This is a genomic window from Streptomyces sp. NPDC059875 (assembly GCF_042731085.1).
In the GTDB taxonomy this organism is placed as follows: domain Bacteria; phylum Actinomycetota; class Actinomycetes; order Streptomycetales; family Streptomycetaceae; genus Streptomyces.
Map to the genome: position 1 here is coordinate 1 of NZ_JBHWJZ010000029.1, position 21,263 is coordinate 21,263.

The following is a 21,263-nucleotide window of genomic DNA, read 5'->3' on the forward strand; positions in this document are numbered from 1 at the left end:
GCGCCGTCCCGCCCGCCTTCTCCGTCGACGCCGCGAAGAAGGCTCAGAGCCGGGCCTTCGACTGGGCGACCGCGCCGGCCCGCGACGTCGGTGCCGGCACCGGCTCCGGTGTCTCGGACGGGCGGCGCGGCCACCAGGCGCGCTCACCCAGGAGCGCCATCGCCGACGGGAGAATCACCGCGCGCAGCACGATCGCGTCGAAGAGGACGGCGACGGTCAGGCCGACCGCGATCTGCTTCATCTCGATGCGGTCGATGAACAGGAAGCTCACGAAGACCGACACCATGATCACCGCGGCGCTCGTGACCACACTCGCCGAGCCCGCGATCCCGTCCACGACCGCCTGCCGCGTCGGCACCCCGCGCCCCACGGCCTCCCGGATCCGGCTGACCACGAAGATCTGGTAGTCCGTGGAGAGCCCCACCAGGATCGCGAACACCATCAGCGGCGTACGGGAGCCGACGAAGCCCAGCGACTCGAAGCCGAGCAGCCCCTCAGCCCAGGTCCCCTGGAAGACCAGCGTGAGCACGCCCCAGGCCACCAGGACCGACGCCAGGTTGAGCAGCGTGCCGAGCGCCGCCATCACGACCGAGCGGAACGCCGCGTACATGATCGCCAGTGTGGCGAGGGCGACGAAGGCGACGACCCATGGCAGCTGCTGCTCCTGGTGCGCCGCGTAGTCGGCGCCGGCCGCGATCTCGCCGGAGACGGCCCACTGCAGCCCGGGTACTCCCTCGACCGCCGCGGGCAGCAGCTGTCCGCGCACCTTCTCCAGGGAGCGGCTCGCCTCGGGCGAGTTCGCGGCGTACGGGACCGGCAGGGCCAGCAGCGCGGTGCGCCCGTCCTCGGCCGTGCGCACCGCCGGCGCCCGATCCTGGGCGAAGAGCGCGTCACCCCGCGTCGCCTCGGCCAGCCTCTTCAGCGGCGCGGCCGGGTCCTCGCCCCGTACGAGGACGAGATGCGCGGGGCCCTCGGAGGGGAAGGCCGCCACGAGCCGGTCGTACGCGGCGACGGCAGGGATGCTGTCCGGGAAGGTCTCCTTGCCCTCGGTGCCGAGCTTCATGCCGAGCGCGGGCGCGGCGAGCGCGACGGTGGCGACGAGACCGGCGATCAGGGCCACCAGCGGACGGCGCACGACGGGCCGCAACAGCCTGGCCCAGATGCGTCCTTCGCCGCCCGCGCGGCGCCTGCGGCCGAGCCGACCGCCGTCCATCCGGTGGCCCAGCTTGGCCAGCAGGGCGGGCAGCACGGTCAGCGAGCCGCCGACCGCCACCAGCGTCACGAGGATCGCCCCGGTGGCGATCGAGGAGAAGATCACGTCCCCGACGAGGTACAGACCCGCGACGGAGAGGGCGACGGCGAGACCGGAGTCGACGACGGCGCGGCCCGAGGTCGCGGCGGCCAGTTCGACGGCGCGGGCGTGGGAGATCGTGCCGCCTGCGCGCTCGCGCTCCTCCCGGGCCCGCTTGAGGTAGAAGAGCGAGTAGTCGACGCCGACGGCCATGCCCATCATGAAGATGACGCTGAGCGCCGCGCCGCCCGCGTCCGGGAAGACCCAGGAGGCGAGCCCGTACAGGCCGACCGAGCCGGCGAAGGCGAAGACGGCGAGCAGGACGGGGATGCCGGCGGCGAGGACCGCGCCGAAGACCACGAAGAGGATCAGGAAGGTGACCGGGAGACTGATCATCTCGGTCCGCTGGAGGTCCTGGCCCTGCTTGTCGTTGACGGCGACGGAGATCGAGGCGCTGCCCGTCTGCTCGATCCGCAGGCCCGGGTGGGCCTCCTGGACGGCCGCGGTCTGCGCGAGGAGCGTGTCGACGTCCTTCTTCGCGGTCTCCCGGTCCCCGCGCAGGGTCACCGCGATCCGCAGGGCGTCGCCGTGACGGGCGGCGACCGGCTCGCCGACCGACTCGACGGCGGGCAGGCCGTCCATCCGCCGACGGATCTCGCCCGCGGCGGCCGCCGGTTCCTCACCGGCCGACCTGTTCCCGCGCTCGATCAGCACCTGCTCGACGGGCGGCGGCGTCAGCCCGCTGCCGGAGGCCATGGCCTCGGCGCGCCCGGCCTCACCGATCCAGAAGTCCGCGAACGACCCCTTGTTCGTGCCCGCAGCGGCCCCCGCGCCGATGCACAGGGCGAGGAGGAGCACCCAGCCGGCGATGGCCTTCCACGGGTGCGTGGCACACCACTGCGCGGTGCGGACCGTGACCGGAACTCTTCTGCCCTGACGCTGCTGACCTGTTGTTCTCATGACGGTCAGCCTCCCGTCGGAGGCGGTACGCGGTCACTGGTGGACTCCTGTGTCCCGGTGGGGGGTTACCCCCACCCCTAGGGGTAAATCCCCTACCCCGCCCGGCCGTTCAACGGACCGAGAGCCGGAACGACATCTGGCCGAAGGCGACCATGTCGCCCGCCCGCACGGCCACCGCGCCCGTGACGCGGCGTCCGTTGACGCTCGTGCCGTTCGTCGACCCGAGGTCGCGCAGCACCCACATGCCGCCCTGGAGGGAGAGTTCGGCGTGCAGCCGGGAGACCGTCTCGTGGCTCAGCCGCAGTCCGTTCCCCGGGTCGCGGCCGATCCGCAGCGGATGCGGCCCCGGTTCGGGCAGCAGCAGCTTCGGAAGTCGCTCCGCCTGCCAGGCGCGGCCGAGCTTGGCCGTGAACGCGGACATCTTCTCGACCGCGCCCACCACGCGCCGCGTCCAGCCGGACTCGGTCTGCAGATCGGCGGTGAGGAGGGCCAGTTCGTCGGGGCGCTGGGCGACGAGGGCCCGCTCCATGCGGTAGAGGAAGGTGTCGTGCGAGAGCCTGCCCTGCGCGGCACCCTCACGGAGCAGCACCAGCGCACGGTCCCGCTCGGCGTCGGAGAGCCGAGGGGAGTGCGTGGGGATCTCGAAAGGCGTCGTCACACCGTGATTGTCGGGCCGAGGGGCCCGAAGTGTCCAGAACGGCGCCCGCCGGCCGGCGGGCGAGGCCCGGCTCCCGAGCGACGACCGACGCCGGAAAAGGCCTGGACCTCGCCACCAAGATCGCTGATACGGTCTGCGCACTCGACTCCCTGGGGGATATGACGTGACCGCGTCTTCGAACAGCACGACCGACGGCCTGATACTGCGCCCGCTCTCCGGACCGGACGAGCTGGACCTGTTCTGCCGTCTCAGCTACGTCCTCGACCACGAACTCGAGGACGACCTCGCCACCGGCCGCCGCGTGCCCGCGTGGATGTGGGTCGCCCTGCGCGGCGACCGCGTACTGGCCAGGCTCTCCTGGTGGACGAAGAAGGAGGGCGGCGAGCCGCTCTTCCTCGACTTCTTCGACCTCGACCCCGAGCTGCCCGAGCAGGAGCGCGCCGAGATCGGCCTGCGGCTCCTGGAGACGGCGACCGCCGCGGTCGTACCGGCGGGCACGGCCCGCCCCGAGTTCAACCGGTTCATGCCGCCGGACTGGCGCGAGGTGCCGGAGACCCGCGCCCGGCTGGAGACGCTCTTCGGCGTCCTGGAGGCCTCCGGGGCCCGCCCGCTGGTCGAGCGGCTGCGCCTGGAGTGGCTCCCCGGCACTCCCCTGCCGGAGCCGAAGGGCCGGCTGGAGTTCCGCCCGGTGCGCGACCGCGAGGACCTGGTCGCCCTGATGACCCCGGTCATGGAGGGCACGCTCGACGCGCACGGGCAGGCCGACCTCGCGTCCGGTCTCTCGCCCCGCGAGGCGGCGGAGCAGCACTACGACGAGGAGTTCGCGCACTACACCTCGCCCCAGGAGTGGTGGCAGGTCGCGCAGCTGCCGGAGAGCGGCGAGCCGGTGGGCTTCGTCGTGCCCGCCCGGAACAACTACAACCACACGATCGCCTATATCGGTGTGCTCCCCACACACCGCGGCAAGGGCTACATCGACGACATCCTCGCCGAGGGCACCCGCATCCTGGCCGGTCAGGACGTGCCGCGCATCCGTGCGGCGACCGATCTGGGCAACGTCCCGATGGCGAAGTCCTTCGCCCGCGCGGGCTATGTGAACTTCGAGCGGTCGATCGACTTCGTGTGGGACACGCCGGGCGCGGCCCAGTCCTGACTGCCAGGATGGACGCCGTAGTCGCTGTCGCTGTTGCCGTGGCGCGTGGACCATCGACGAGGGGATTCGGCCGGTGCTGTTCGAGGTGTGGGCCCCGCAGGCCCGTGACCGGGTGACGCTGGAGCTCAACGGCACCGGACATCCGCTGGAGCGGGACGCCGAGCGGGCCGGCTGGTGGAGCGGCGTCGTGGCGGCCGAGGACGGCGACCGGTACGGCTTCTCCCTGGACGGCGGGCCGCTGCTGCCCGACCCCCGGTCCCGCCGCCAGCCGGACGGACCGGACGGGCTCAGCGCGGTCGTCGACCACTCCCGGTACGTCTGGTTCAACGAGGCGCCGCGGCTGCGGCTGCGCGCCGCGGTCCTGTACGAGCTGCACGTCGGTACCTTCACACCGGACGGGACCCTGGACGCGGCGGCCGAGCGGCTCGGGGAGCTGGCCGGGCTCGGCATCACCCATGTGGAGCTGATGCCGCTGTGTCCTTTCCCCGGGACGCGCGGCTGGGGGTACGACGGCGTGGCGCCGTGGGCGGTCCACGAGCCGTACGGCGGGCCGACCGCGCTCAAGCGGTTCGTCGACACGGCTCACGGGCTCGGGATGGGTGTGGTCCTGGACGTGGTCCACAACCATCTCGGCCCGTCCGGGAACCATCTGCCCTCCTTCGGCCCGTACTTCACCGACACGCACCACACACCGTGGGGCGCGGCGGTGAACCTGGACGCGCCGGGCTCGGACGAGGTCCGCGCGTATCTGCGGGACAGCGCGCTCGCCTGGCTCCAGGACTACCGGATCGACGGGCTCCGCCTGGACGCCGTGCACGCCCTGGTGGACGACCGGGCACTGACGTTCCTGGAGGAGCTGACCGAGGCGGTGGACGAGCTGGCGCGGGAGCAGGGCCGCCAGCACTTCCTGATCGCCGAGTCGGACCTCGCCGATCCGCGCACGACGACCCCGCGCGTCTCGGGCGGCCTGGGCGTCCACGCCCAGTGGAACGACGACTTCCACCACGCCCTGCACACGACCCTCACCGGCGAGTCCCAGGGCTACTACGCCGACTTCGCGCGCGCCCCGCTGGCCGCGCTCGCCAAGACGCTGACCCACGTCTTCTTCCACGACGGCACGTACTCGAGTTTCCGGGGCCGCCACCACGGGCGTCCGGTGGACCGGGTCCGTACGCCCGCGCACCGCTTCCTGGGGTACGCCCAGACGCACGATCAGATCGGCAACCGGGCGCTGGGCGACCGGCTCTCCGCGGCCCTCTCCCCCGGCCTGCTCGCCTGCGCGGCGACGCTCGTCCTCACCGGGCCCTCGGTGCCGATGCTCTTCATGGGCGAGGAGTGGGGGGCGACGACGCCCTGGCAGTACTTCACCGACCACACGGACCCGGAGCTGGCGGAGGCGGTACGGCGGGGCAGGCGACGGGAGTTCGCGGCGCACGGCTGGGCGGAGGAGGACATCCCCGATCCGCAGGACCCCGCGACCCGGGACCGCTCCGTCCTGGACCGTGCTGAGCGTGAACGGGCCCCGCACAATCGGCTTCTCGCCTGGCACCGCGAGCTGATCGCCCTGCGCCGCACCCTGCCGGACCTCACCGACCCGGACCTGGCGGCGGTCCGCGTCGCCTTCGACGAGGACGCCCGCTGGCTGGCGTTCCGTCGCGGGGTGCTGCGGGTCGCGGTCAACCTGGGCAAGGAACCGGTGGAGATCCCTCTCGGCACCAACGGCCGCGACCGGGTCCTCGCCTCCTGGGAGCCGGTCGAGGCCCCGGGCGCGGACGGCCTGCTGCGGCTGCCGGCGGAGTGCGCGGTCGTCCTGACGGACGGGTGACCCGGGCGGGGCGGAGCCCTGGGCCGATTGGATCATGGACCGGCCTGTCTGCGGCGCGCGGTACCCGTCCCGTGGTGGGCTGTGGCCGGTGGGGGGCGCCCGGTACGTCGACCTCCGCTCGGGGACTCGCACATGACCACGCTCGTCACCATCGCCGCGATGGCCGTCGCACTCGCCGTCGGCCTGATCGCCAATCGCGTACGCAGTCGCCGCACGGCGGACGAGGAGGAGGACGCCGAGGCGTCCGTCAGCGATCTCATCAGCCCGCTGGAGACCCTCGCCGTCCTGCTGGTCGCCTTCGTCATCGTCGTGGCGGCGGAGTCCTTCGGCGCGGCCGGGCAGGCCGTGGAGGCGGAGGCGCGCCGGGTCGACCAGCTCTACGAGGTGGCCGACTACGCGCCGGAGCCGCAGCGGCAGCGACTCCAGGCCGCCGCGGTCTGCTACGCGCGCGCCATCGAGACCGACGAGTGGCCCTCGATGGCGAACGGCGGCGGTGAGGCCTCGCCCCGCGCGTCCGTGTGGTCCACCGAGTTCCGCAGGTCCTTCAAGGATCTCGCCCACCGGGGCGATGCCACGTTCGACGTGCTGGTGGAGGCGGACGACGAACGCTCCCGGGCCCGGCACACCCGGCTCGGGGAGGCGACCCCCGCCATCCCCACGGTCGTCTACTGGTTCATGGTGGTCTCGCTCGCCGCCACGGTCGGCGCCTTCGCCTTCGGCCTGCCCCGCAGACGCGGCCCGGCACACCTTCTCCTGTTGTCCACGCTCGCGGTCCTGTTCACCGGCTCGCTGCTGCTGATCCAGGACATCGACCGGCCCTTCACGGGCCAGATCCGGATCTCGGGCGACGCGATGCGGGGGACGGCGCAGGACATCTCCGAGGACTTCGCCACGGACCATCCCACGGCCGTACTCCCGTGCGACCAGGGCGGTACGCGCACCGTCTGACCACTCCCCCTACTCCACGATCGCCAGCTCCCGCGGGGTGTTGTTGAAGCGGCGCCCGCCGCCGTCCTCCGTCGCCGTCACGATGTCCTCGATGCGGACGCCGAAGCGGCCCGGCAGATAGACGCCCGGCTCGATGGAGAAGCACATGCCGGGCACGATCGGCCGCTCCTCGCCCTCGATCATGTACGGGGGTTCGTGCGTCGTGACCCCGATGCCGTGACCGGTGCGGTGGATGAAGTACTCGCCGTAGCCGGCGTCCGTGATCACCTTGCGGGCGGCCCGGTCGACGTCCTGGCAGGCCGCGCCCGGCCGGACGGCCTCGAAGCCGGCCTGCTGGGCCTCGCGGACGAGGTCGTGGACGCGCTGCTCCTCGGCGGTCGGCTCGCCGACGTGGACGGTACGGGTGGTGTCGGAGCCGTATCCGTGCTTCAGGCCGCCGAAGTCGAGGACGACCATGTCCCCGCGCTCGATGGTCCGCTCCCCCGCCTCGTGGTGCGGGTTCGCGCCGTTGGGGCCGGAGCCGACGACGGTGAAGTCGACCTGGGAGTGGCCGAAGCGCATGAGCAGCGCGGCGAGGTCGGCCGCCACCTCGGTCTCCTTCCGGCCCGCGAAGCGGACCTTGAGGAGCTCGCCGTACGCCTGGTCGGCGGCGGCGCCCGCGGCCGCGATCCGCTCCAGTTCGTGCGCGTCCTTGACGGCCCGCAGCATCGGCAGCGCCTCGGTCAGCGACACGTACGAGGTGGAGGGGAGCTCCTTCTGCAGCCCGAGCAGATGCATCGCCCAGGCGTTGTCGCTGACGCCGAATCGTCCGGCGACATCGAGGAGGGGCGCGGTGACGGCGTACGGGTCCTTGCCGTCGGTCCAGTCCCGCAGGCTGAGCGCGGCGGCGCCCGGGGCCTTCTCGGCGTCCGGGGCCTCGAGCGTCGGTACGACGAGGACCGGCTCCTGACCGGCGGCGATGACGAGCACGGTGAGCCGCTCGGTGATCGCGGTGGGCTGGTAGCCGGTCAGATAGACCAGGTCCGGGCCGGGGGCGACGAGGACGCCGGCGAGTCCGGCGTCGGCCGCCGACTCGGCGGCGCGGGCCATCCGGGCCCGGTAGTCGTCGGCGGTGAAGGGGGCGGGTGCGCTGCTGGACATGGGTCTCCTCCTCGACGTACAGCATCCTGCCCGGCACTCCGACCGGACGCGACCGCTCGGTGCCGGAGCGGTCAGTGCCGGTCCGGGCCGGGCCCCTGGGCGATGAGGCGTTCGAGCAGCTCGTGGAAGTCCTCGCCGACGACGATCCGCAGGTCTCCGCCGTCCGCGTCCCGGTCGCTGAGCTGGGTGAGCGTGCCGCCGCGCCACCAGAAGACGTACGGGCTGATGGCGCCGGGCGTGTCCTCGTAGCCGGAGGCGGCGAACGAGGCCATCGCGCCGAGCGCGGGGACGATCGTGGTGTCGCGGATCGGGTGGAAGGCGAGCTGGTGGCGGAACGGCATCGCCACCAGCGCTCCGTGCTCGCCGAGCGGTTGGCCGGTGACGCGCCGTACGACCGTGTCCAGGTCGAGGACGCGGCTCGCGGTGTAGAACGAGTCGCCGAGGATCACCTCGAAGCACATGCCGTCGGCGTCCCGTACCGTCTCGTGGCCCTCGACGGGCAGGCCGCGGAGATTGGCGAGCGCCCGGTCGCGCAGCTGCTCGGGGTCGCCGAGCGGTTCGAGCGCCTCGTCGGTGAGCATCATGACGCTCTCCGGCAGGTCGAGGGCGAGGATCTCGTACAGCCCGGGAGCGACGTTCCTGGCGTAACCGAAGGTCGCCGGATCGATGCCGTCGCCGCTGACCACCCTGGGGTAGAGCTGGGCGCGGATCTGTTCGGGCGGGAGGGTGTCGAGCGCGGAGGGTGCGTCCATGGTGCGCAGGACGAGGGCGACGTGGCGGCGGATGAGCGCGGGCCAGGCGCGCGGTCCTCGGCGGTCGTTGTGGCAGACGGCGGCGAGGTTGCCGAGACCGAACCTGCGGCCGTCGGCGTCGCTCACCAGGTCGGCGTAGACGGTGACTTCGAGGCCGAGTTCGGCGAAGGCCTCGCGGACCCGGCTGCGGAAGAGGGCGGCCTCGCGCTCGGAGAAGTACGAGAACTCGGGGTCCCTGGGCGCGTCTTCACCGTCACGCCTGGGTCCTCGCCGGAACAACCCCACGTCCGCCCGCCTTCCGTCGCCTGGCCCCCAGCCTAGGGCCTGTCGTGCGGCTCAGGCGATCAGTCGTCGAGCCAACTCGGCGGCCGGACCGTCGGGTTCGGTCCCGGCGTGGAGGAGTTCGGTGCGGTGGACGAGACGGGGCGCGCTCAGGGGTACGGCGACGGCGCCCGCGATCGCGGCGGCGAAGGAGAGCGGCAGCAGGGTCAGACCGTGGCCGGCGGCGGCGAGGGCGCCGAGGGTGCGGGTGTCGGTGCCTTCGTAGCGCAAGGCGGTACGGAAACCGTGGCCGGCGGGACCGCCGTGCGCGGTCCGGAGCCGGTCGAGCGGGAACCCGGCGTCGGGCGCGTCGAGCCAGCGCGCGTCGACGAGGTCCGCGAGGCGCAGTCCCGGGCGGCCGGCGAGCGGATGGCCGGCGGGCAGGACCACGGCGAGCGGCTCTTCGGCGACGCGTACGGCGGTGAGCGGAGCGACGTCGGGGAGCCGCAACGGGTCGCTGGGCGCGGCGAGTCCGTCGACCAGACCGAGATCCGCCTCCCCGGTCGCGACGGCGGCCGGCACCTCGTCGCGGGGCATCGCGCGCAGGGTCACGCCGACGGCGGGCAGGGCGGCGAGGGTTCGGGGATGCAGGGCGAGCGGGGCGGCGGCGAGGGTCAGCGTCTCGCGGGGCGCGGCGGCGAACCGGGCGAGCTCGGCGCGGGCGGCGTCGAGGCGGAGGAGGAGGGATCCGGCGTGCTCGAGGAGGCGTTCGCCGGCGGCGGTGGGGACGACGGGGCGGCGGCCGAGGAGCGGCAGGCCGAGGTCGTTCTCGAGGGCGGCGATGTGCTGGGAGACGGCGGACTGGGTGTAGCCGAGCTCGCGGGCGGCCTCGGAGAAGGAGGCGAGCCGGGCGACGGCGGCGAAGGTGCGGAGGTGGTGCGGGTCCATGGGGTTCTGAGGATAGGTGGGCGCCGGGGAGTCGGATTGCGGTGGCGAGGCTACGTGGCCCTCGACCCGCCTCGGGATCCGCCCCGCCACCCTCGCCCCGTCATCAGCCTTCGCCCGTCATAAGCGTTCGCGATCGGGAGTGCAGGAATCATCGTTGGACGTGAACCCACCGCTCCGACCAGCATGGTCGGCATGACGAACACATCCCGTATCGCCCTGGTCGGCGACCGTTCCCCGCACGTGACCTCCCATGTCCGCATCCCCGCCCTGCTCGACGCGCTGGCCGAGCGCGACGGCCTCGTCCTCGACGCGTACTGGATCCCGACCGGCGACGCGGAGGCGCCCGGGGCGGTGAAGGGCTTCGACGCGGTGTGGGTGCTGCCGGGGAGTCCGTACGAGAGCGAGGCGGGCGCGCTGGCGGCGATCCGCACGGCCCGCGAGGACGGCATCCCGTTCCTCGGCACCTGCGGCGGCTTCCAGCACGCGCTGCTCGAGTTCGCCCGAGACGTCTGCGGTCTGAGCGGCGCCGCGCACGCCGAGAACGACCCGGCGGCGACCGGCGACGACCTGCTGATCGCACCCCTCGCCTGCTCGCTGGTGGGCCACGAGGGGGCGGTGCGGGTGACGCCGGGCTCGCTCGCGGAGTCGGTGCTCGGGGCCGAGCGGACGACTGAGCGGTACCACTGCAACTACGGCCCGGACAGCCGCCATCTGGACACCCTGCGGGCCCACGGCCTGCGCTTCACGGGCGAGGACGAGGACGGCCAGGTACGGATCGCGGAGCTGCCCGGGCACCCGTTCTTCCTGGCGACGCTCTTCCAGCCGGAGTTGGCGGGTGACGGCTCCCGCCCGCACCCGATCATCCGGGCGCTGGCGCGGGCGGCGGTGGAGAGGGTGCGCTAGGGCCTGTCCTGCGGATCTCGCCGGACAGGCCCCTGGTCCCGAGGAGGCCCTAGCGCTTGAGCATGAAGGTGAAGTCGCCGGAGAGCTTGCCGCTCAGCCGGACCGCCGAGACGAGCTTCCCCTCCGTGATCAGTCTCTCGACCTCGGCCCGCGAAAGACCGCACCCTTCAGCGATCAGTCGCACCGGCCGGACGGGGATCCGCGCCGCGAAACGGACCGAGACCTCGAGTACCTCGCGGTCCAGGTGATCCGATCCGCCGGCGTCGAGGCGCCAGGCGTCGTCCCAGTCGAGGGCGATGCGATTACGGCGCCGCACGACCGGGTCCTGGAGCAACTCGGCTGCCAGACCCGGGTCGTTGGCATGCATCCGGTCCAGCAGCTCAGGTCGTACGGAGCGCACGTTCATCCGCTCCAGGACCGTGAGCTTCGCCGTGTCCCCGCAAGCGGTACAGAGGACGAGGAGCCAGGCGTCGAGGAGCTTGTGGTTGGCGTTGACGCGAAATTTGCCGTTCGCCCGGAAGCGCTCGGACGCGCACGTGTGGCAACGGCGGAGAACGGTCGGCAGGCAGGTGGGCATGACCACCCAGTTTTCGAGCACAGAAGTACACCGGTTTCAGTGAGAAATCCGCAGCAAAAAGGGGCGCGGCGCATGAGCGCGACGCGCGACGATTCAGCGCTTGGGAGGTCTCACAGGGTGTACAACGGCACGTCCTTGCCTGGGCGACTCGGTTCGGCAGCACGGTAACGGCGCACGGCGGCGCCGCTCCACTGGTTTTCGAGCGCCGCCCCGCCGGCCGGAAGGTCCTAGATCTTCGGGTCCGGCTTCCAGTCCTGGACGAGGAGCCCGAGCAGCACCTCGTCCAGGAACTCGCCCAACACCCAGGCCGAGGAGCGCAGCACGCCCTCGCGGACGAAGCCGTTGCGCTCGGCGGAGCGCAGCATCGCCGCGTTGTCCGACAGCGTCTCGATCTGCAGCCGCTGCAGGCCGCGCACGACGAACCCGTAGTGGCACAACGCCGCGACCACGTCGGTGCCGTAGCCCTTGCCGCGGGCAGACGGCAGCAGTCCGAGGCCGATGTGGGCGGACCGGTTGTGGGTGTCGATGCCCCACAGCGTCGCGGCGCCGACCAGCGTGCCGCCCTCGAGCTCCACCACGGAGAACGGGACGTGCCCCTGTTCCTTGTCGTCCACCACGAGCCGCGGGTCCTTCGAGCCGGGCGTGATCGGCCGCCACGGCCCGCTTTCGGCCCGCGAGGCGTTGACGACGTCGTCGTAGAGCTCGGCCCGCAGGATCGGGATGTCTTCCTCGTGCCGGGCCCTGAGCCCGACCTTGCTGCCCCTAAGCATGCAAGCTTCCTATCCGACCGGGCTCGCCGACGGCAAACGAATAAGGCAACTGCCTTTAGGAGGCGCGGCCGCTCTCGTGCAGGTCGAGGGCTTCGCGTACGGCGGCGACGAAGCCGTTCCAGTACGGGGCCGCAGCTCCGGCGCCGGCGGTCGCCCTGCGTGCGGCACCGCCGCTGAAGTCTCCGAACATCGCCCGGCGCAGTTCGGTGGAGATCTCCAGCTGGGCGCCGGCTCCGGTGCGGGTGCGGTTGACGATGTTCGCCGGATCGTCGCCGTTCAGCTCGGCGTTGGCGCCCGCGACGACCACGGTGACACCCAGCGTGGAATTGAGCCCGTGCTTGTTGAAGGCCCACGCCAGGTTGCCGATCAGCCGCTGGTCGCGGCCGCCGATGAGGATCCGCTTGGCCAGCGCGTTGTCGTCCGGGGAGTAGCCGTGCAGGGAGACGGCGTACAGATTGTTTCCGCACACCGCGAGGGCGGCCGGGTCGTCACAGTTGGTCGAGGTGACGTGGAGGGGCTGCCCGGGGGAGGTCAGCGTCTCGAACATCCAGTAGTCGCGCTGCGGTACGCCCGGCACCGCCTGCGGCTCGACTCCGGGGTCGACGAGCGTGTAACCGGCCAGGGTGAGACACAGTTCGCTGGTGCCCGCCTCGAGGCCGCCGCCGTGCGGGGCGATGATCGCCGTGCTGCGGACGGGAGCGGACGGGCCGTCCTTCGCGTAGTCGTTGAAGGCGGTGGGGGCGCCGCAGCGGTAGCGCCGCATCCAGTCGACACCTTCCTTGCGGGCGGGGTCGCCGTACATCACCGTGTTGGAGGAGAACTCCGTGGTGGCGGCCGCGGCGGTGCTGCCGTTCCCGGCGAGGTCGTTGATCAGGGGAAGGCTGGCGGCCGCGGCGGCCACGGAGGTCAGGAGGGTGCGTCTGCTGGTGAAATTCATGCGGAGATCATCTCCGACGACCCGGCCGAGTCTTCACGAGGGTTCAGCTCATCCGTACGACGAGGTGGGCGCGGTGGCGGCCGAGGGTGACGAGCCGGGCGTTGGACTCGTCGGAGTCCTGGACCCAGCGCTCGGCGTGGGCCCGGTCCTTGCCGAAGCGGACATGGCGCTCGACGAGCCGGGGCACGCGGCGGCGGTCGTCCAGCTCCAGGTACCACGCCTCGTCGAGGAGCGGCAGGACGGTGGCCCAGGGGCCTTCGTCGTGGAGCAGGTAGTTGCCCTCGGTGACCACGAGCGGTACGTCGGCGGCCACGGGTATCGCGCCGGCGACGGGCTCCTCCAGGGCGCGGTCGAAGGCGGGGGCGTAGATGGTGGTGCCGGGCTCGGGGGCGCGCAGGCGGGCGAGGAGCGCGGTGTACCCGGCGGCGTCGAAGGTGTCGGGCGCCCCCTTGCGCTGCGCGCGCCCGAGCCGTTCCAGCTCCCGCTGGGCGAGGTGGAAGCCGTCCATCGGCACGAGGGCGGCGAGCCCGTCGAGCCGGGCGACGAGCCGGGCCGCGAGCGTGGACTTCCCGGCCCCGGGCGCCCCGGCGAGCCCCAGGATCCGCCGCCGGCCGGGCACGGCGAGGAGCCGGGCGCGGTCGGTGAGCTCGGCGAGCGACTGGGCGTCCATGCGGTGCATTGTCGCACCGTGTGGCGACGCCGTGGTCATACGTATAACCTCACCGTATGTCCTTCATCGCTCTCGTCACCCTCGTCGTCCGTGACTACGACGAGGCCATCGCCTTCTACACCGACGCCCTCGGCTTCGACCTCGCCGAGGACACCGACCGGGGCGACGGCACCCGCTGGGTCGTCGTCCGCCCACCGGGCGGCCCGGCCGGTACGGGCCTCCTCCTCGCCCGCGCGAAGGACGCGGCGCAGGAGACCGCCGTCGGCGCCCAGACAGGAGGCCGCGTCGGATTCTTCCTGCACACCGACGACTTCGCCCGCGACCACGCCCGGATGACCGCGGCCGGCGTCCGCTTCCTGGAGGAGCCCCGCCACGAGCCGTACGGCTCGGTCGCGGTCTTCGAGGACCTGTACGGCAACCGCTGGGACCTGCTGGAACCGGCGCCGGACGCCTGAGACTCGGCCGGGGCCGGCTCCTGAGCGGGGCGGGCGCCCGAGGGTCACAGACCGGGCCGGCCGTACGGGCGGTCCGTCACCCGGTCGTGGATGCCGCGCAGCCGCGCGAGCGTGCGGAGGAACACCCACGGGTCGGGCCAGAAGCGGCCTGCCGGACGCAGCGGCAGCGGATCGTCCCGGAGGACACCTTCCGGCAGTCCGCCCGTGGCCGGCGCGCGGAACCGTTCGTCGCGGAAGCCCAGGCCCGGTCCGACCAGGGCCGCCCGCTTCACTGGCCCCTCGGGCGGGAGCAGGGGGCCGAGGACGCGTCCGAACGTGACCGTGAGGAGGCCGTCGGGAACGGTGACAACGGATTCAGCCTCCCGAGAGGTCGAGCTCGGCACGGACCGTCTTGCCGATCGGAAGACGCTCCCGGACCTCCCAGCGCGACGCCAGGGCCTCGACGATGAGCAGGCCACGGCCGGCGTCGGCGAGCGGCCGGGGGCAGGCGAGTGCCCCGGGGCTTGGGGGGCGGCGCTCCCCGCGGGTGTCGGAGACGTCGATACGGAGCAGGCGGCCGGGGGTGTACGCGAGCGTCAGCTCGAAGTCACGACCGGGGACCCGGCCATGGGTGACGGCGTTGGCGGCGAGCTCGGCGACGAGCAGGGCGGCGGTGTCCTGCGGGACGTCCCAGTGCCGGAACTGGTGGACGGCGAGGAGGCGGGCGAGGCGGGCGCCGCGTGGGGTGGAGCTGAAGCGCTGGGTGAACACACGTACGGTGACGGGTTCTTGGTGGGTCAGGGGGGAGGTCATGTGATCAATGTGGCGAGGTCAGGGGCGGGTTGCCAGGTCAGCCACTCGTACGCTGAGTGAGCGTACGGGTCCGGAGGGTGGACAGTACCGGTAACGGCCCGTGACCATGGCTCCGTTGGGGAGTGGGGCACGGGAGGTGTACGGGATGACGGACGGGTACGCGACGGGTGGCGGCGAGCCCGAGGCGTCGGACAGCTTGAAGTCCTTCGGGGAGGTGGTCAAGACCTTCCGGAAGCGGGCGGGGCTGACGCAGGAGGAGTTCGCGCCGATGGTGCGGTACTCGGTTCCGACGGTGGCCTCGATCGAGCAGGGGAGACGGTTCCCGCCGGCGGACTTCGTGGACCGGGCGGAGGAGGTGCTGGACGCGTTCGGGGTGATCAGGGCGGCGGCGAAGCATCTGTCGCGGCAACCGGGGTTGGCGAGTTGGTTCCGGCAGTGGGCGAAGCTGGAGGCGGAGGCGCTGACGCTCTACACGTACGAGAACCGGCTGGTGCCGGGCCTCCTCCAGACCGAGGCGTACGCGCGGGAACTGTTCGCCGAACAGCGTCCACCGCTCGGGGACGACCAGATCGAGGCGCAACTCGTTGCCCGGCTCGAACGGAAGCGGTTACTGACGGAACGTCCGAACACGGCGTACAGCTTCATCGTGGAACAGCACGTCCTCGAACGGCCGACGGGCGGCGCGGAGGCCATGCGGGAGCAGATCAGCCACATCCACGAACTCGCCGAGCGCCGCAACGTCGAGGTCCAGGTCATGCCGAAGACACACGGTCATCACGCGGGACTCGACGGCCCCATGCAACTCCTGGAGACCCCTGACAACAAGGTATTCGCCTACTGCGAGGGGCAGGAGAGCGGCCAGTTCATCCCCGACCCCAAAGTGGTCAGCATCCTCCAGATGCGGTATGCCAGGATGCGCTCACAGGCTCTTACCCTGGAAGACTCCCGGAGCCTGTTGCGGCAGATGCGAGGAGCTACATGAGCACCACAGAACTGGCCTGGTTCAAGAGCAGTTACAGCAGCGGCGGTAGCGGCGACTGCGTCGAAGTCGCGCTCTCCTGGCACAAGTCGAGCTACAGCAGTGGCGGCGACGGCGACTGCGTCGAGGTCGCCACCTGCCCCACCACCGTCCACGTACGCGACTCCAAGAACCCCCAGGGCCCCCAGCTCGCCCTCTCCCCCGCCGCCTGGCTCGGCTTCCTCGACGTTGCCACGGAGGCCTGAGGTCCCACGCAGGGACCTCAGGCCTGGCGCGCTGTGGTCAGGGAGAGTTGGTGTCCCCGTCGGCGGGTGTGAAGTCGGTGTTGGTGTCGCGGCCGGGCCCGCCGATGAAGCTGTCGGCGCCCGGGCCTCCGGTGAGCCGGTCGTTGCCGGGGCCGCCCTCGAGGGTGTCGTCGCCGGCACCGCCGTTGAGGGTGTCGAGGCCACCTCCGTCACACAGGACGTCATGGCCGTCGGCGCCGGTCAGGGTGTCGCCGGCGTCGCCGCCGACCTTCACGACGGCCGTGGTGGTCCCGTGGCCTCGCCGTCGCTGACGGTGATGGTCAGGACCGCGGTGCCGGTGACGTCCGGGAGGACGGTGGCGGTGACGGTGACGGTGACGGTGACGGTGCGGTTCTCTCCGGCCCCCGCGAAGGTCACGTTCCCGGCGGGCAGGAGGGCGGGATTGGACGACGAGGCGCTGAGGGTCAGGCCGGTCGCGTCGTTGTCCGGGTCGGCCACCAGGAGGTTGAGTGTCCCGGACCTGTTGTTGCCGCAGCCGCCACCGGGCGTCACGGTCACCGTCGGCGGCTCGTTACGGGGCGGCGGATTCCCCAGGTCGTCGAAGGTGTTGACGGGGAAGCCGTCCCATTCGTCCGCCGGGACGAACGCGTCCGCCGTATTGATGTCGCCGTCCGTGATCTCGGGTTTGCCCCGCAGGGTGTTGTCCATGGTGCTCTCCTGCTCGGTTCCCCACTCCGCCCCCCGGGTCGAAGCCGACCTGCCCGATGGAGTCGACGATGGTGGTGCCGTTGCGGAGCACGACGGCGTCGTCGCCGTTGAACGCGACGCTGTTGCTGGTCTCGTCGGCAACGGCGGTGATCGCCAGGACGAAGACGTCGCCTTGGGCGACCGGTGGGTCGGGCCGACCCCCAACGGTCGGGCAGTCGCTCGCCGCGACCTTCGCCCGGCCGCGTCACGTGACCGTCGAGGGGCACGCGGTGGTCGGCCGATGCAGTGACGAACACAACCACAACGGCCGGGTTCAGACGGTCGCCGCGGTCCCGCCCGCCCTGGCGATCAGCATGTCGAGCAGCGAGAGCAGGGCGCCCCGGACGTCGTCACGGGAGCGGGCGTCGAGCATGAGGATGGGGGTGCTCGGGTCGCCCAGGTGCAGTGCCGCCCTGATCTCCTCGGCGGTGTAGTGCTGTTCGCCGTGGAAGCAGTTCGCGGCGACCACGAACGGCAGCCCGCGGCTCTCGAAGAAGTCGACGGCCGGGAAGCTGCGGTCCAGGCGGCGCGTGTCGACCAGCACGATCGCCCCGAGCGCCCCGTTCAGCAGGTCGTCCCACATGAACCAGAAGCGCTCCTGGCCCGGTGTTCCGAACAGGTACAGCACGACCCCGGCGTCCGTAAGGGTGATTCGACCGAAGTCCATCGCCACCGTGGTGACCGTCTTGGCCTCGATGCCATCGAGGTCGTCGACGCCGACACCCGCGGCAGTCAGCCGTTCCTCCGTACGCAGCGGCTCGATCTCCGAGACCGTCTCGACCAGGGTCGTCTTGCCGACGCCGAACCCTCCGGCGATCAGGATCTTGACGGGGGCCGTGACGCCGTCGGCAGAGGTGTCATATCCGGGCAAGGTTGTCCCTGATTCTCATGAGCAGGTGGACATTGGTGGTCGCGGCCGCCTCCAGAGGCGGACGGTGGTGGATCAGCCCACGGTCCGCGAGTTCGCCGAGCAGAAGCGTCATCGGGGTGAGGCGGATCCGCATCCGTGCGGCGATCTCGGCGACCGCCCTCCCGTTCGGCGGCGCACACAGGGCGAGGACGGCCTGCCACTCGGTGGGCAGACCGCCACGGGCCTCCTCGGGCGTCGCCGCCGTGATGGTGGTGTCCATGGTGAGGACGGTGTGGGCTGCGGCGGTACGTCCGTCGGTCAGGGCGTACAGCCGCGTACGGCGCCGGCTTCCGCGCTGCGGCTCGCGCGGCTCATCCGGCATCAGGAGCTCGGTGTCTCGGCGCGCTCGGGGGTGCCCAGCCACTCGCCGAGGGCCTGCGCGGTCCGTACCGCCTCGCCGCCCAGCTCGCCGAGGCGCGCCTTGCGGGAGGTCACCACGATGAGCGTGCTGCCCTCGCCGCAGCCGACGATGCAGAGGTAGCTCTCGTCCATCTCGACCAGTTGGCGGATGACCCGGCCACCACCGACCTCCCGGGAGATCGCCTTCATGGTGGCCGCGACTCCCGAGGAGGCGGCGGCGACGCGCTCGGCGCGGTCCCGTTCGAGCAGGTAGGCGCTGAGCATGATGCCGTCGTTGGACAGGAGAACGGCGCCCTGGACGCCGGCGATCCTGCTCAGGTTGTTGTCCAGGACGCTGTAGATCATGTCGTTGGGTGTCGTCGTCATGGCTGATCCCGTCGGAGCTCTTCTTCGACTGTCTGGATTCCGTGCTGGAAGTCCGCCCAGGCGTCGGCGACCTCTTCGGGGGTCGCCTTGTCCTGTACGACGGTCTCTTCGGGTGCGCGGGGGGCGCGGAGTTGCTCGGCGATGTGGGTCTGCGGGACGCGCTCGGGGAGGGCCGGGCGCGAGGTGCCGTCCGGGGTGCCGTCCGGGGTGGCCACGTCGGCGGGCCGCTCGGGTGCCCGGTCCGCCACCCGGCGGGTCGGCAAACCGGAACCCACGTGCAGGACCGGCTCCGGCTTGCGCTCCTCCGGCGGACGCGGCGCGGGAACGGCTGGTGGTGTGGGGATGGAGGGTGGTGCGGGGGCGGAGGGTTGTACGGGTTCACCTGACGGCTCTCGCACGGGCTCCGTTCGTACCAGCAAGTCCTTCGGCAGGATCACCACCGCCGACGTACCTCCGAAGACCGAGCGGCGCAGCGTGACCGTGGCCCCCAGCTGGTCGGCGAGGTGGCCGACCACGAAAAGTCCGAGCCGATGGGCGTTCTCCGCCAGGACCGAGTACGGCGGGGCCGAGTGCAGGCGGGCGTTCATCTCCTCGTAGCGCTCGGGGGAGACGCGCGGCCCGCGGTCCTCGATCTCGACGGACAGCCCGTCCGCCACGGCTTCGGCGCGGATGACGACCTTCGACCTCGGCGGGGAGAAGCGGGTGGCGTTGTCGAGCAGTTCGGCCAGGAGGTGGCTGACCTGGCTGACCACGCGCGGCTCCACGCTGATCTCGTCCAGGGCCTGGCGCTCGATCCGCCGGAACTCCTCGACCTCGGCCGCCGCCTCGCGCAGCAGGTCGGCGACGCGCATGGGCTCGGTGTGCGGGTCGGGGATCTCGCCGTCCGCGAGGATGAGCAGGTTCTCGATCTGTCGCCGCATGCCCACCGTCAACTGGTCGGATTTCATCAGCTGGGCGAGGAGCGCTTCGTTGTGGCCGAAGGCGTCCTGGAGGTCTTCGGTGAGGCTCAGCTGGCGGCTGACGAGGTTTCCGGTGCGCGAGGCGATGCCTGCGGCGAACATCCCGAAGCCCTGACGCTCGGCGGCGAGCTGCCGGTGTCCGTCGACGGATACCGCGACGACACGGGCGAACGCGTCGCTGATTCGACCCACTTCGTCCTTGTCTCCGCCGACCGTCGGCAGCGCGTCGGCTGCCACGCTCTGCCCGCTTTGCAGCCGGTCGACGACATCCGGCAGCGTCTTGTCGGCGACGGTCACCGTGCGTTCGTGCAGGCCGCGCAGGCGGCGCAGCACCGAGCGGGTGGTGAAGACGACGACGAGTACGACGAGGAGGAGCGCACCGCCGCTTCCCGCGATCAGCCAGGTGACCTCGGCTTCGAGCTCGGCGGCCTCGGCGTCGGCGCGGGCGGCCACGGCCCGCGACCGCTCGGCGTTGAGCGCGGCGAGGCCGGCGGCGAACTCCTGGTGCGCGGCCCGCCAGTCGGCGACCTCGCGGGGCAGTCGCACACCCCCGGAGTCGAGGTCCTTGTGCTCGGAGACGACGGCGTTCTCGATCGCGGTTTTGGTACGCCAGGCCTCCGAGCCCGTCAACTGCGCGTAGGACGCTTGCTCCTCGGCCGGCAGATACGGCACGACCCACGTTTCGTACAGGTACCGGTGGGCTCCGACGGCCTTGGCGAAATCGGCGAACGCGGTGGGGCTGAGCTCCCTGGAGGGCTCGACGAGGGCGAGGATCGTGTCCTCGCGGGCCACCATCTCGGAGGCGGCGAGCATGGCGACCATCGGCCGGCTCTCCTGGGCCAGCTCACCGTCCGCGCCGTGGCTGAAAGCGTCCTGGTAGACGCCGACGATCTGGTCGATCACGCGGTTGTAATAGGCGATGGCGCCGTGGGCGCTGCTGCTGCGGGCGTCAGCGCGCTCGCGGTACGCGGCCAGGTCGTCGAGGCCGCTCGTCACCTCCTGGAGGTGACTCTCCGCACGCTCGGCCCCCTCGGGACCGGCGGGCACGAGCGAGCGGAACTGGGCTGCGGCCCGGTCCGTGGCCGCGCGCGTGTCCCGTAGGTCGTTCTCGGACACGGACGCGCCGGCCCACCGGGCGGCGGCCATCCTCCGCTCGGCCTGCATCTCGGTCATGAGCGTGAACAGGGGTGCGCCGTACCGCTCACCGGCCGCCACATCGGCGCGCAGGTGCTGCGACCGCTCCAGGAGCTGACCGACGATCACGACGACTTGGGTGCCCATGGCCAGGGTGGGGACGACCGCCAGCCAAATGAGCAGCGTACGCAGGCGCACGGTACGTCGTCGACGGGCCGTCGACCGCGCGGGTGCGTCATGAGGTTCTATGGGAGACATCAGCCCTCGGGAGCGGGGAGGCATGGGGACGGGCCGCCGGCCGGACAGGCGCGCGATCCTGGGGTGTGGACGGCGGGGGATACGCCCGATCCGGCTTCGGCGGGATGTATGGAGGGATCATAACCAGCCACGCCGAGCGATCGGAGGGATTGATTCCGCCTTTGCCGCGTGGTAAGGCGACCGCGCGCGTTGCGCACCGGAGGCCGTATCTCAACCCAACCGGTATCTCTTCCCGTACGGGTGTCGGCTCGTCAGTTCTCGGCTC

Annotated in this window: 24 protein-coding genes; 7 read left to right on the forward strand and 17 right to left on the reverse strand. The window is 72.0% G+C overall.

Translation table 11 applies throughout. From position 1 onward, the window contains the following. Nucleotides 1–43: 43 nt before the first annotated feature. Together ACFV9D_RS29385 and ACFV9D_RS29390 are read right to left on the reverse strand one after the other, a co-directional pair. A complete protein-coding gene (locus tag ACFV9D_RS29385; RefSeq protein WP_385152677.1) occupies nucleotides 44–2,251 on the reverse strand; it encodes an MMPL family transporter in 2,208 nt (735 codons plus the stop codon). Nucleotides 2,252–2,360: 109 nt separating this feature from the next. Beyond that, the gene (locus ACFV9D_RS29390; protein WP_385152680.1) at nucleotides 2,361–2,909 is read right to left on the reverse strand and encodes an FHA domain-containing protein; all 549 of its coding nucleotides are present in this window, start codon (nucleotides 2,907–2,909) and stop codon (nucleotides 2,361–2,363) included. A 163-nt stretch (nucleotides 2,910–3,072) separates the two neighbouring features. Between ACFV9D_RS29390 and ACFV9D_RS29395 the strand changes: the two genes are divergently transcribed. From ACFV9D_RS29395 to ACFV9D_RS29405, 3 genes are all read left to right on the forward strand, one after another. Further along, nucleotides 3,073–4,062: a GNAT family N-acetyltransferase gene (locus ACFV9D_RS29395; protein WP_385152683.1), complete on the forward strand. Its 990-nt coding sequence runs from the start codon at nucleotides 3,073–3,075 to the stop codon at nucleotides 4,060–4,062. 73 nt (nucleotides 4,063–4,135) lie between these two features. Next, the gene (gene treZ / locus ACFV9D_RS29400; RefSeq protein WP_385152686.1) at nucleotides 4,136–5,887 is read left to right on the forward strand and encodes a malto-oligosyltrehalose trehalohydrolase; all 1,752 of its coding nucleotides are present in this window, start codon (nucleotides 4,136–4,138) and stop codon (nucleotides 5,885–5,887) included. A 132-nt stretch (nucleotides 5,888–6,019) separates the two neighbouring features. Further along, nucleotides 6,020–6,835 carry a hypothetical protein gene (locus ACFV9D_RS29405; RefSeq protein ID WP_385152689.1) on the forward strand — a complete coding sequence of 272 codons (816 nt, stop codon included), beginning with the start codon at nucleotides 6,020–6,022 and terminating at the stop codon, nucleotides 6,833–6,835. A 9-nt stretch (nucleotides 6,836–6,844) separates the two neighbouring features. On the opposite strand, the gene ACFV9D_RS29410 is transcribed toward ACFV9D_RS29405, so the two are convergent. The 3 genes from ACFV9D_RS29410 to ACFV9D_RS29420 all read right to left on the reverse strand — a co-directional run bounded on the left by ACFV9D_RS29410 (nucleotide 6,845) and on the right by ACFV9D_RS29420 (nucleotide 9,936). After that, nucleotides 6,845–7,975: an aminopeptidase P family protein gene (locus tag ACFV9D_RS29410; RefSeq protein ID WP_385152692.1), complete on the reverse strand. Its 1,131-nt coding sequence runs from the start codon at nucleotides 7,973–7,975 to the stop codon at nucleotides 6,845–6,847. Between the two features lie 71 nt (nucleotides 7,976–8,046). Continuing rightward, a complete protein-coding gene (locus tag ACFV9D_RS29415; RefSeq protein WP_385152695.1) occupies nucleotides 8,047–9,012 on the reverse strand; it encodes a hypothetical protein in 966 nt (321 codons plus the stop codon). A gap of 51 nt (nucleotides 9,013–9,063) precedes the next feature. Continuing rightward, nucleotides 9,064–9,936, reverse strand: coding sequence for a LysR family transcriptional regulator (locus ACFV9D_RS29420; RefSeq protein WP_385152698.1), 873 nt, complete (start codon nucleotides 9,934–9,936; stop codon nucleotides 9,064–9,066). A 192-nt stretch (nucleotides 9,937–10,128) separates the two neighbouring features. Between ACFV9D_RS29420 and ACFV9D_RS29425 the strand changes: the two genes are divergently transcribed. Next, entirely contained in the window at nucleotides 10,129–10,839 is a 711-nt protein-coding gene (locus ACFV9D_RS29425; RefSeq protein ID WP_385152701.1) for a hypothetical protein, read from the forward strand. 49 nt (nucleotides 10,840–10,888) lie between these two features. On the opposite strand, the gene ACFV9D_RS29430 is transcribed toward ACFV9D_RS29425, so the two are convergent. The 4 genes from ACFV9D_RS29430 to ACFV9D_RS29445 all read right to left on the reverse strand — a co-directional run bounded on the left by ACFV9D_RS29430 (nucleotide 10,889) and on the right by ACFV9D_RS29445 (nucleotide 13,802). Further along, the gene (locus tag ACFV9D_RS29430) at nucleotides 10,889–11,416 is read right to left on the reverse strand and encodes a DUF1062 domain-containing protein (protein ID WP_385152703.1); all 528 of its coding nucleotides are present in this window, start codon (nucleotides 11,414–11,416) and stop codon (nucleotides 10,889–10,891) included. A gap of 227 nt (nucleotides 11,417–11,643) precedes the next feature. Next, entirely contained in the window at nucleotides 11,644–12,186 is a 543-nt protein-coding gene (locus tag ACFV9D_RS29435) for a GNAT family N-acetyltransferase (protein ID WP_385152706.1), read from the reverse strand. A 55-nt stretch (nucleotides 12,187–12,241) separates the two neighbouring features. Continuing rightward, nucleotides 12,242–13,123, reverse strand: a complete 882-nt coding sequence (locus tag ACFV9D_RS29440) for a poly-gamma-glutamate hydrolase family protein (RefSeq protein WP_385152708.1) — start codon at nucleotides 13,121–13,123, stop codon at nucleotides 12,242–12,244. A 43-nt stretch (nucleotides 13,124–13,166) separates the two neighbouring features. Next, entirely contained in the window at nucleotides 13,167–13,802 is a 636-nt protein-coding gene (locus ACFV9D_RS29445) for a nucleoside/nucleotide kinase family protein (RefSeq protein WP_385152711.1), read from the reverse strand. Nucleotides 13,803–13,849: 47 nt separating this feature from the next. Here ACFV9D_RS29445 and ACFV9D_RS29450 point away from each other — a divergent pair, with 47 nt between their 5' ends. Further along, nucleotides 13,850–14,248 (forward strand): VOC family protein, encoded by a 399-nt coding sequence (locus ACFV9D_RS29450; protein WP_385152714.1) that lies wholly within the window; start codon nucleotides 13,850–13,852, stop codon nucleotides 14,246–14,248. Nucleotides 14,249–14,292: 44 nt separating this feature from the next. Here the strand turns inward: ACFV9D_RS29450 and ACFV9D_RS29455 are convergent, their stop codons facing one another. Next, nucleotides 14,293–14,520 (reverse strand): hypothetical protein, encoded by a 228-nt coding sequence (locus tag ACFV9D_RS29455; RefSeq protein ID WP_385152717.1) that lies wholly within the window; start codon nucleotides 14,518–14,520, stop codon nucleotides 14,293–14,295. An 82-nt stretch (nucleotides 14,521–14,602) separates the two neighbouring features. Next, the gene (locus ACFV9D_RS29460) at nucleotides 14,603–15,040 is read right to left on the reverse strand and encodes an ATP-binding protein (RefSeq protein WP_385152720.1); all 438 of its coding nucleotides are present in this window, start codon (nucleotides 15,038–15,040) and stop codon (nucleotides 14,603–14,605) included. Between the two features lie 145 nt (nucleotides 15,041–15,185). On the opposite strand from ACFV9D_RS29460, the gene ACFV9D_RS29465 reads away from it, so the two are divergent. Together ACFV9D_RS29465 and ACFV9D_RS29470 are read left to right on the forward strand one after the other, a co-directional pair. Then, nucleotides 15,186–16,022 carry a Scr1 family TA system antitoxin-like transcriptional regulator gene (locus ACFV9D_RS29465; protein WP_385152723.1) on the forward strand — a complete coding sequence of 279 codons (837 nt, stop codon included), beginning with the start codon at nucleotides 15,186–15,188 and terminating at the stop codon, nucleotides 16,020–16,022. Continuing rightward, nucleotides 16,019–16,264, forward strand: a complete 246-nt coding sequence (locus ACFV9D_RS29470; protein ID WP_385152726.1) for a DUF397 domain-containing protein — start codon at nucleotides 16,019–16,021, stop codon at nucleotides 16,262–16,264. Before ACFV9D_RS29465 ends, ACFV9D_RS29470 begins: the two co-directional genes overlap by 4 nt. Before the next feature lie 37 nt (nucleotides 16,265–16,301). Here ACFV9D_RS29470 and ACFV9D_RS29475 read toward each other — a convergent pair whose 3' ends face one another. The 6 genes from ACFV9D_RS29475 to ACFV9D_RS29500 all read right to left on the reverse strand — a co-directional run bounded on the left by ACFV9D_RS29475 (nucleotide 16,302) and on the right by ACFV9D_RS29500 (nucleotide 20,938). Continuing rightward, nucleotides 16,302–16,538, reverse strand: a complete 237-nt coding sequence (locus tag ACFV9D_RS29475; protein ID WP_385152728.1) for a calcium-binding protein — start codon at nucleotides 16,536–16,538, stop codon at nucleotides 16,302–16,304. After that, on the reverse strand, nucleotides 16,535–16,972 hold the full coding sequence (locus tag ACFV9D_RS29480; RefSeq protein ID WP_385152731.1) for a hypothetical protein: 438 nt from the start codon (nucleotides 16,970–16,972) through the stop codon (nucleotides 16,535–16,537). Before ACFV9D_RS29480 ends, ACFV9D_RS29475 begins: the two co-directional genes overlap by 4 nt. 313 nt (nucleotides 16,973–17,285) lie before the next feature. Beyond that, nucleotides 17,286–17,882, reverse strand: a complete 597-nt coding sequence (locus ACFV9D_RS29485; protein WP_385152734.1) for an ATP/GTP-binding protein — start codon at nucleotides 17,880–17,882, stop codon at nucleotides 17,286–17,288. Next, nucleotides 17,869–18,243, reverse strand: coding sequence for a DUF742 domain-containing protein (locus ACFV9D_RS29490; RefSeq protein ID WP_385152737.1), 375 nt, complete (start codon nucleotides 18,241–18,243; stop codon nucleotides 17,869–17,871). Before ACFV9D_RS29490 ends, ACFV9D_RS29485 begins: the two co-directional genes overlap by 14 nt. Then, a complete protein-coding gene (locus tag ACFV9D_RS29495; RefSeq protein WP_315893111.1) occupies nucleotides 18,243–18,647 on the reverse strand; it encodes a roadblock/LC7 domain-containing protein in 405 nt (134 codons plus the stop codon). The genes ACFV9D_RS29490 and ACFV9D_RS29495 overlap by 1 nt, the downstream gene beginning before the upstream one ends. Beyond that, nucleotides 18,644–20,938 (reverse strand): nitrate- and nitrite sensing domain-containing protein, encoded by a 2,295-nt coding sequence (locus tag ACFV9D_RS29500; protein ID WP_385152740.1) that lies wholly within the window; start codon nucleotides 20,936–20,938, stop codon nucleotides 18,644–18,646. Before ACFV9D_RS29500 ends, ACFV9D_RS29495 begins: the two co-directional genes overlap by 4 nt. Nucleotides 20,939–21,263 lie beyond the last annotated feature (325 nt).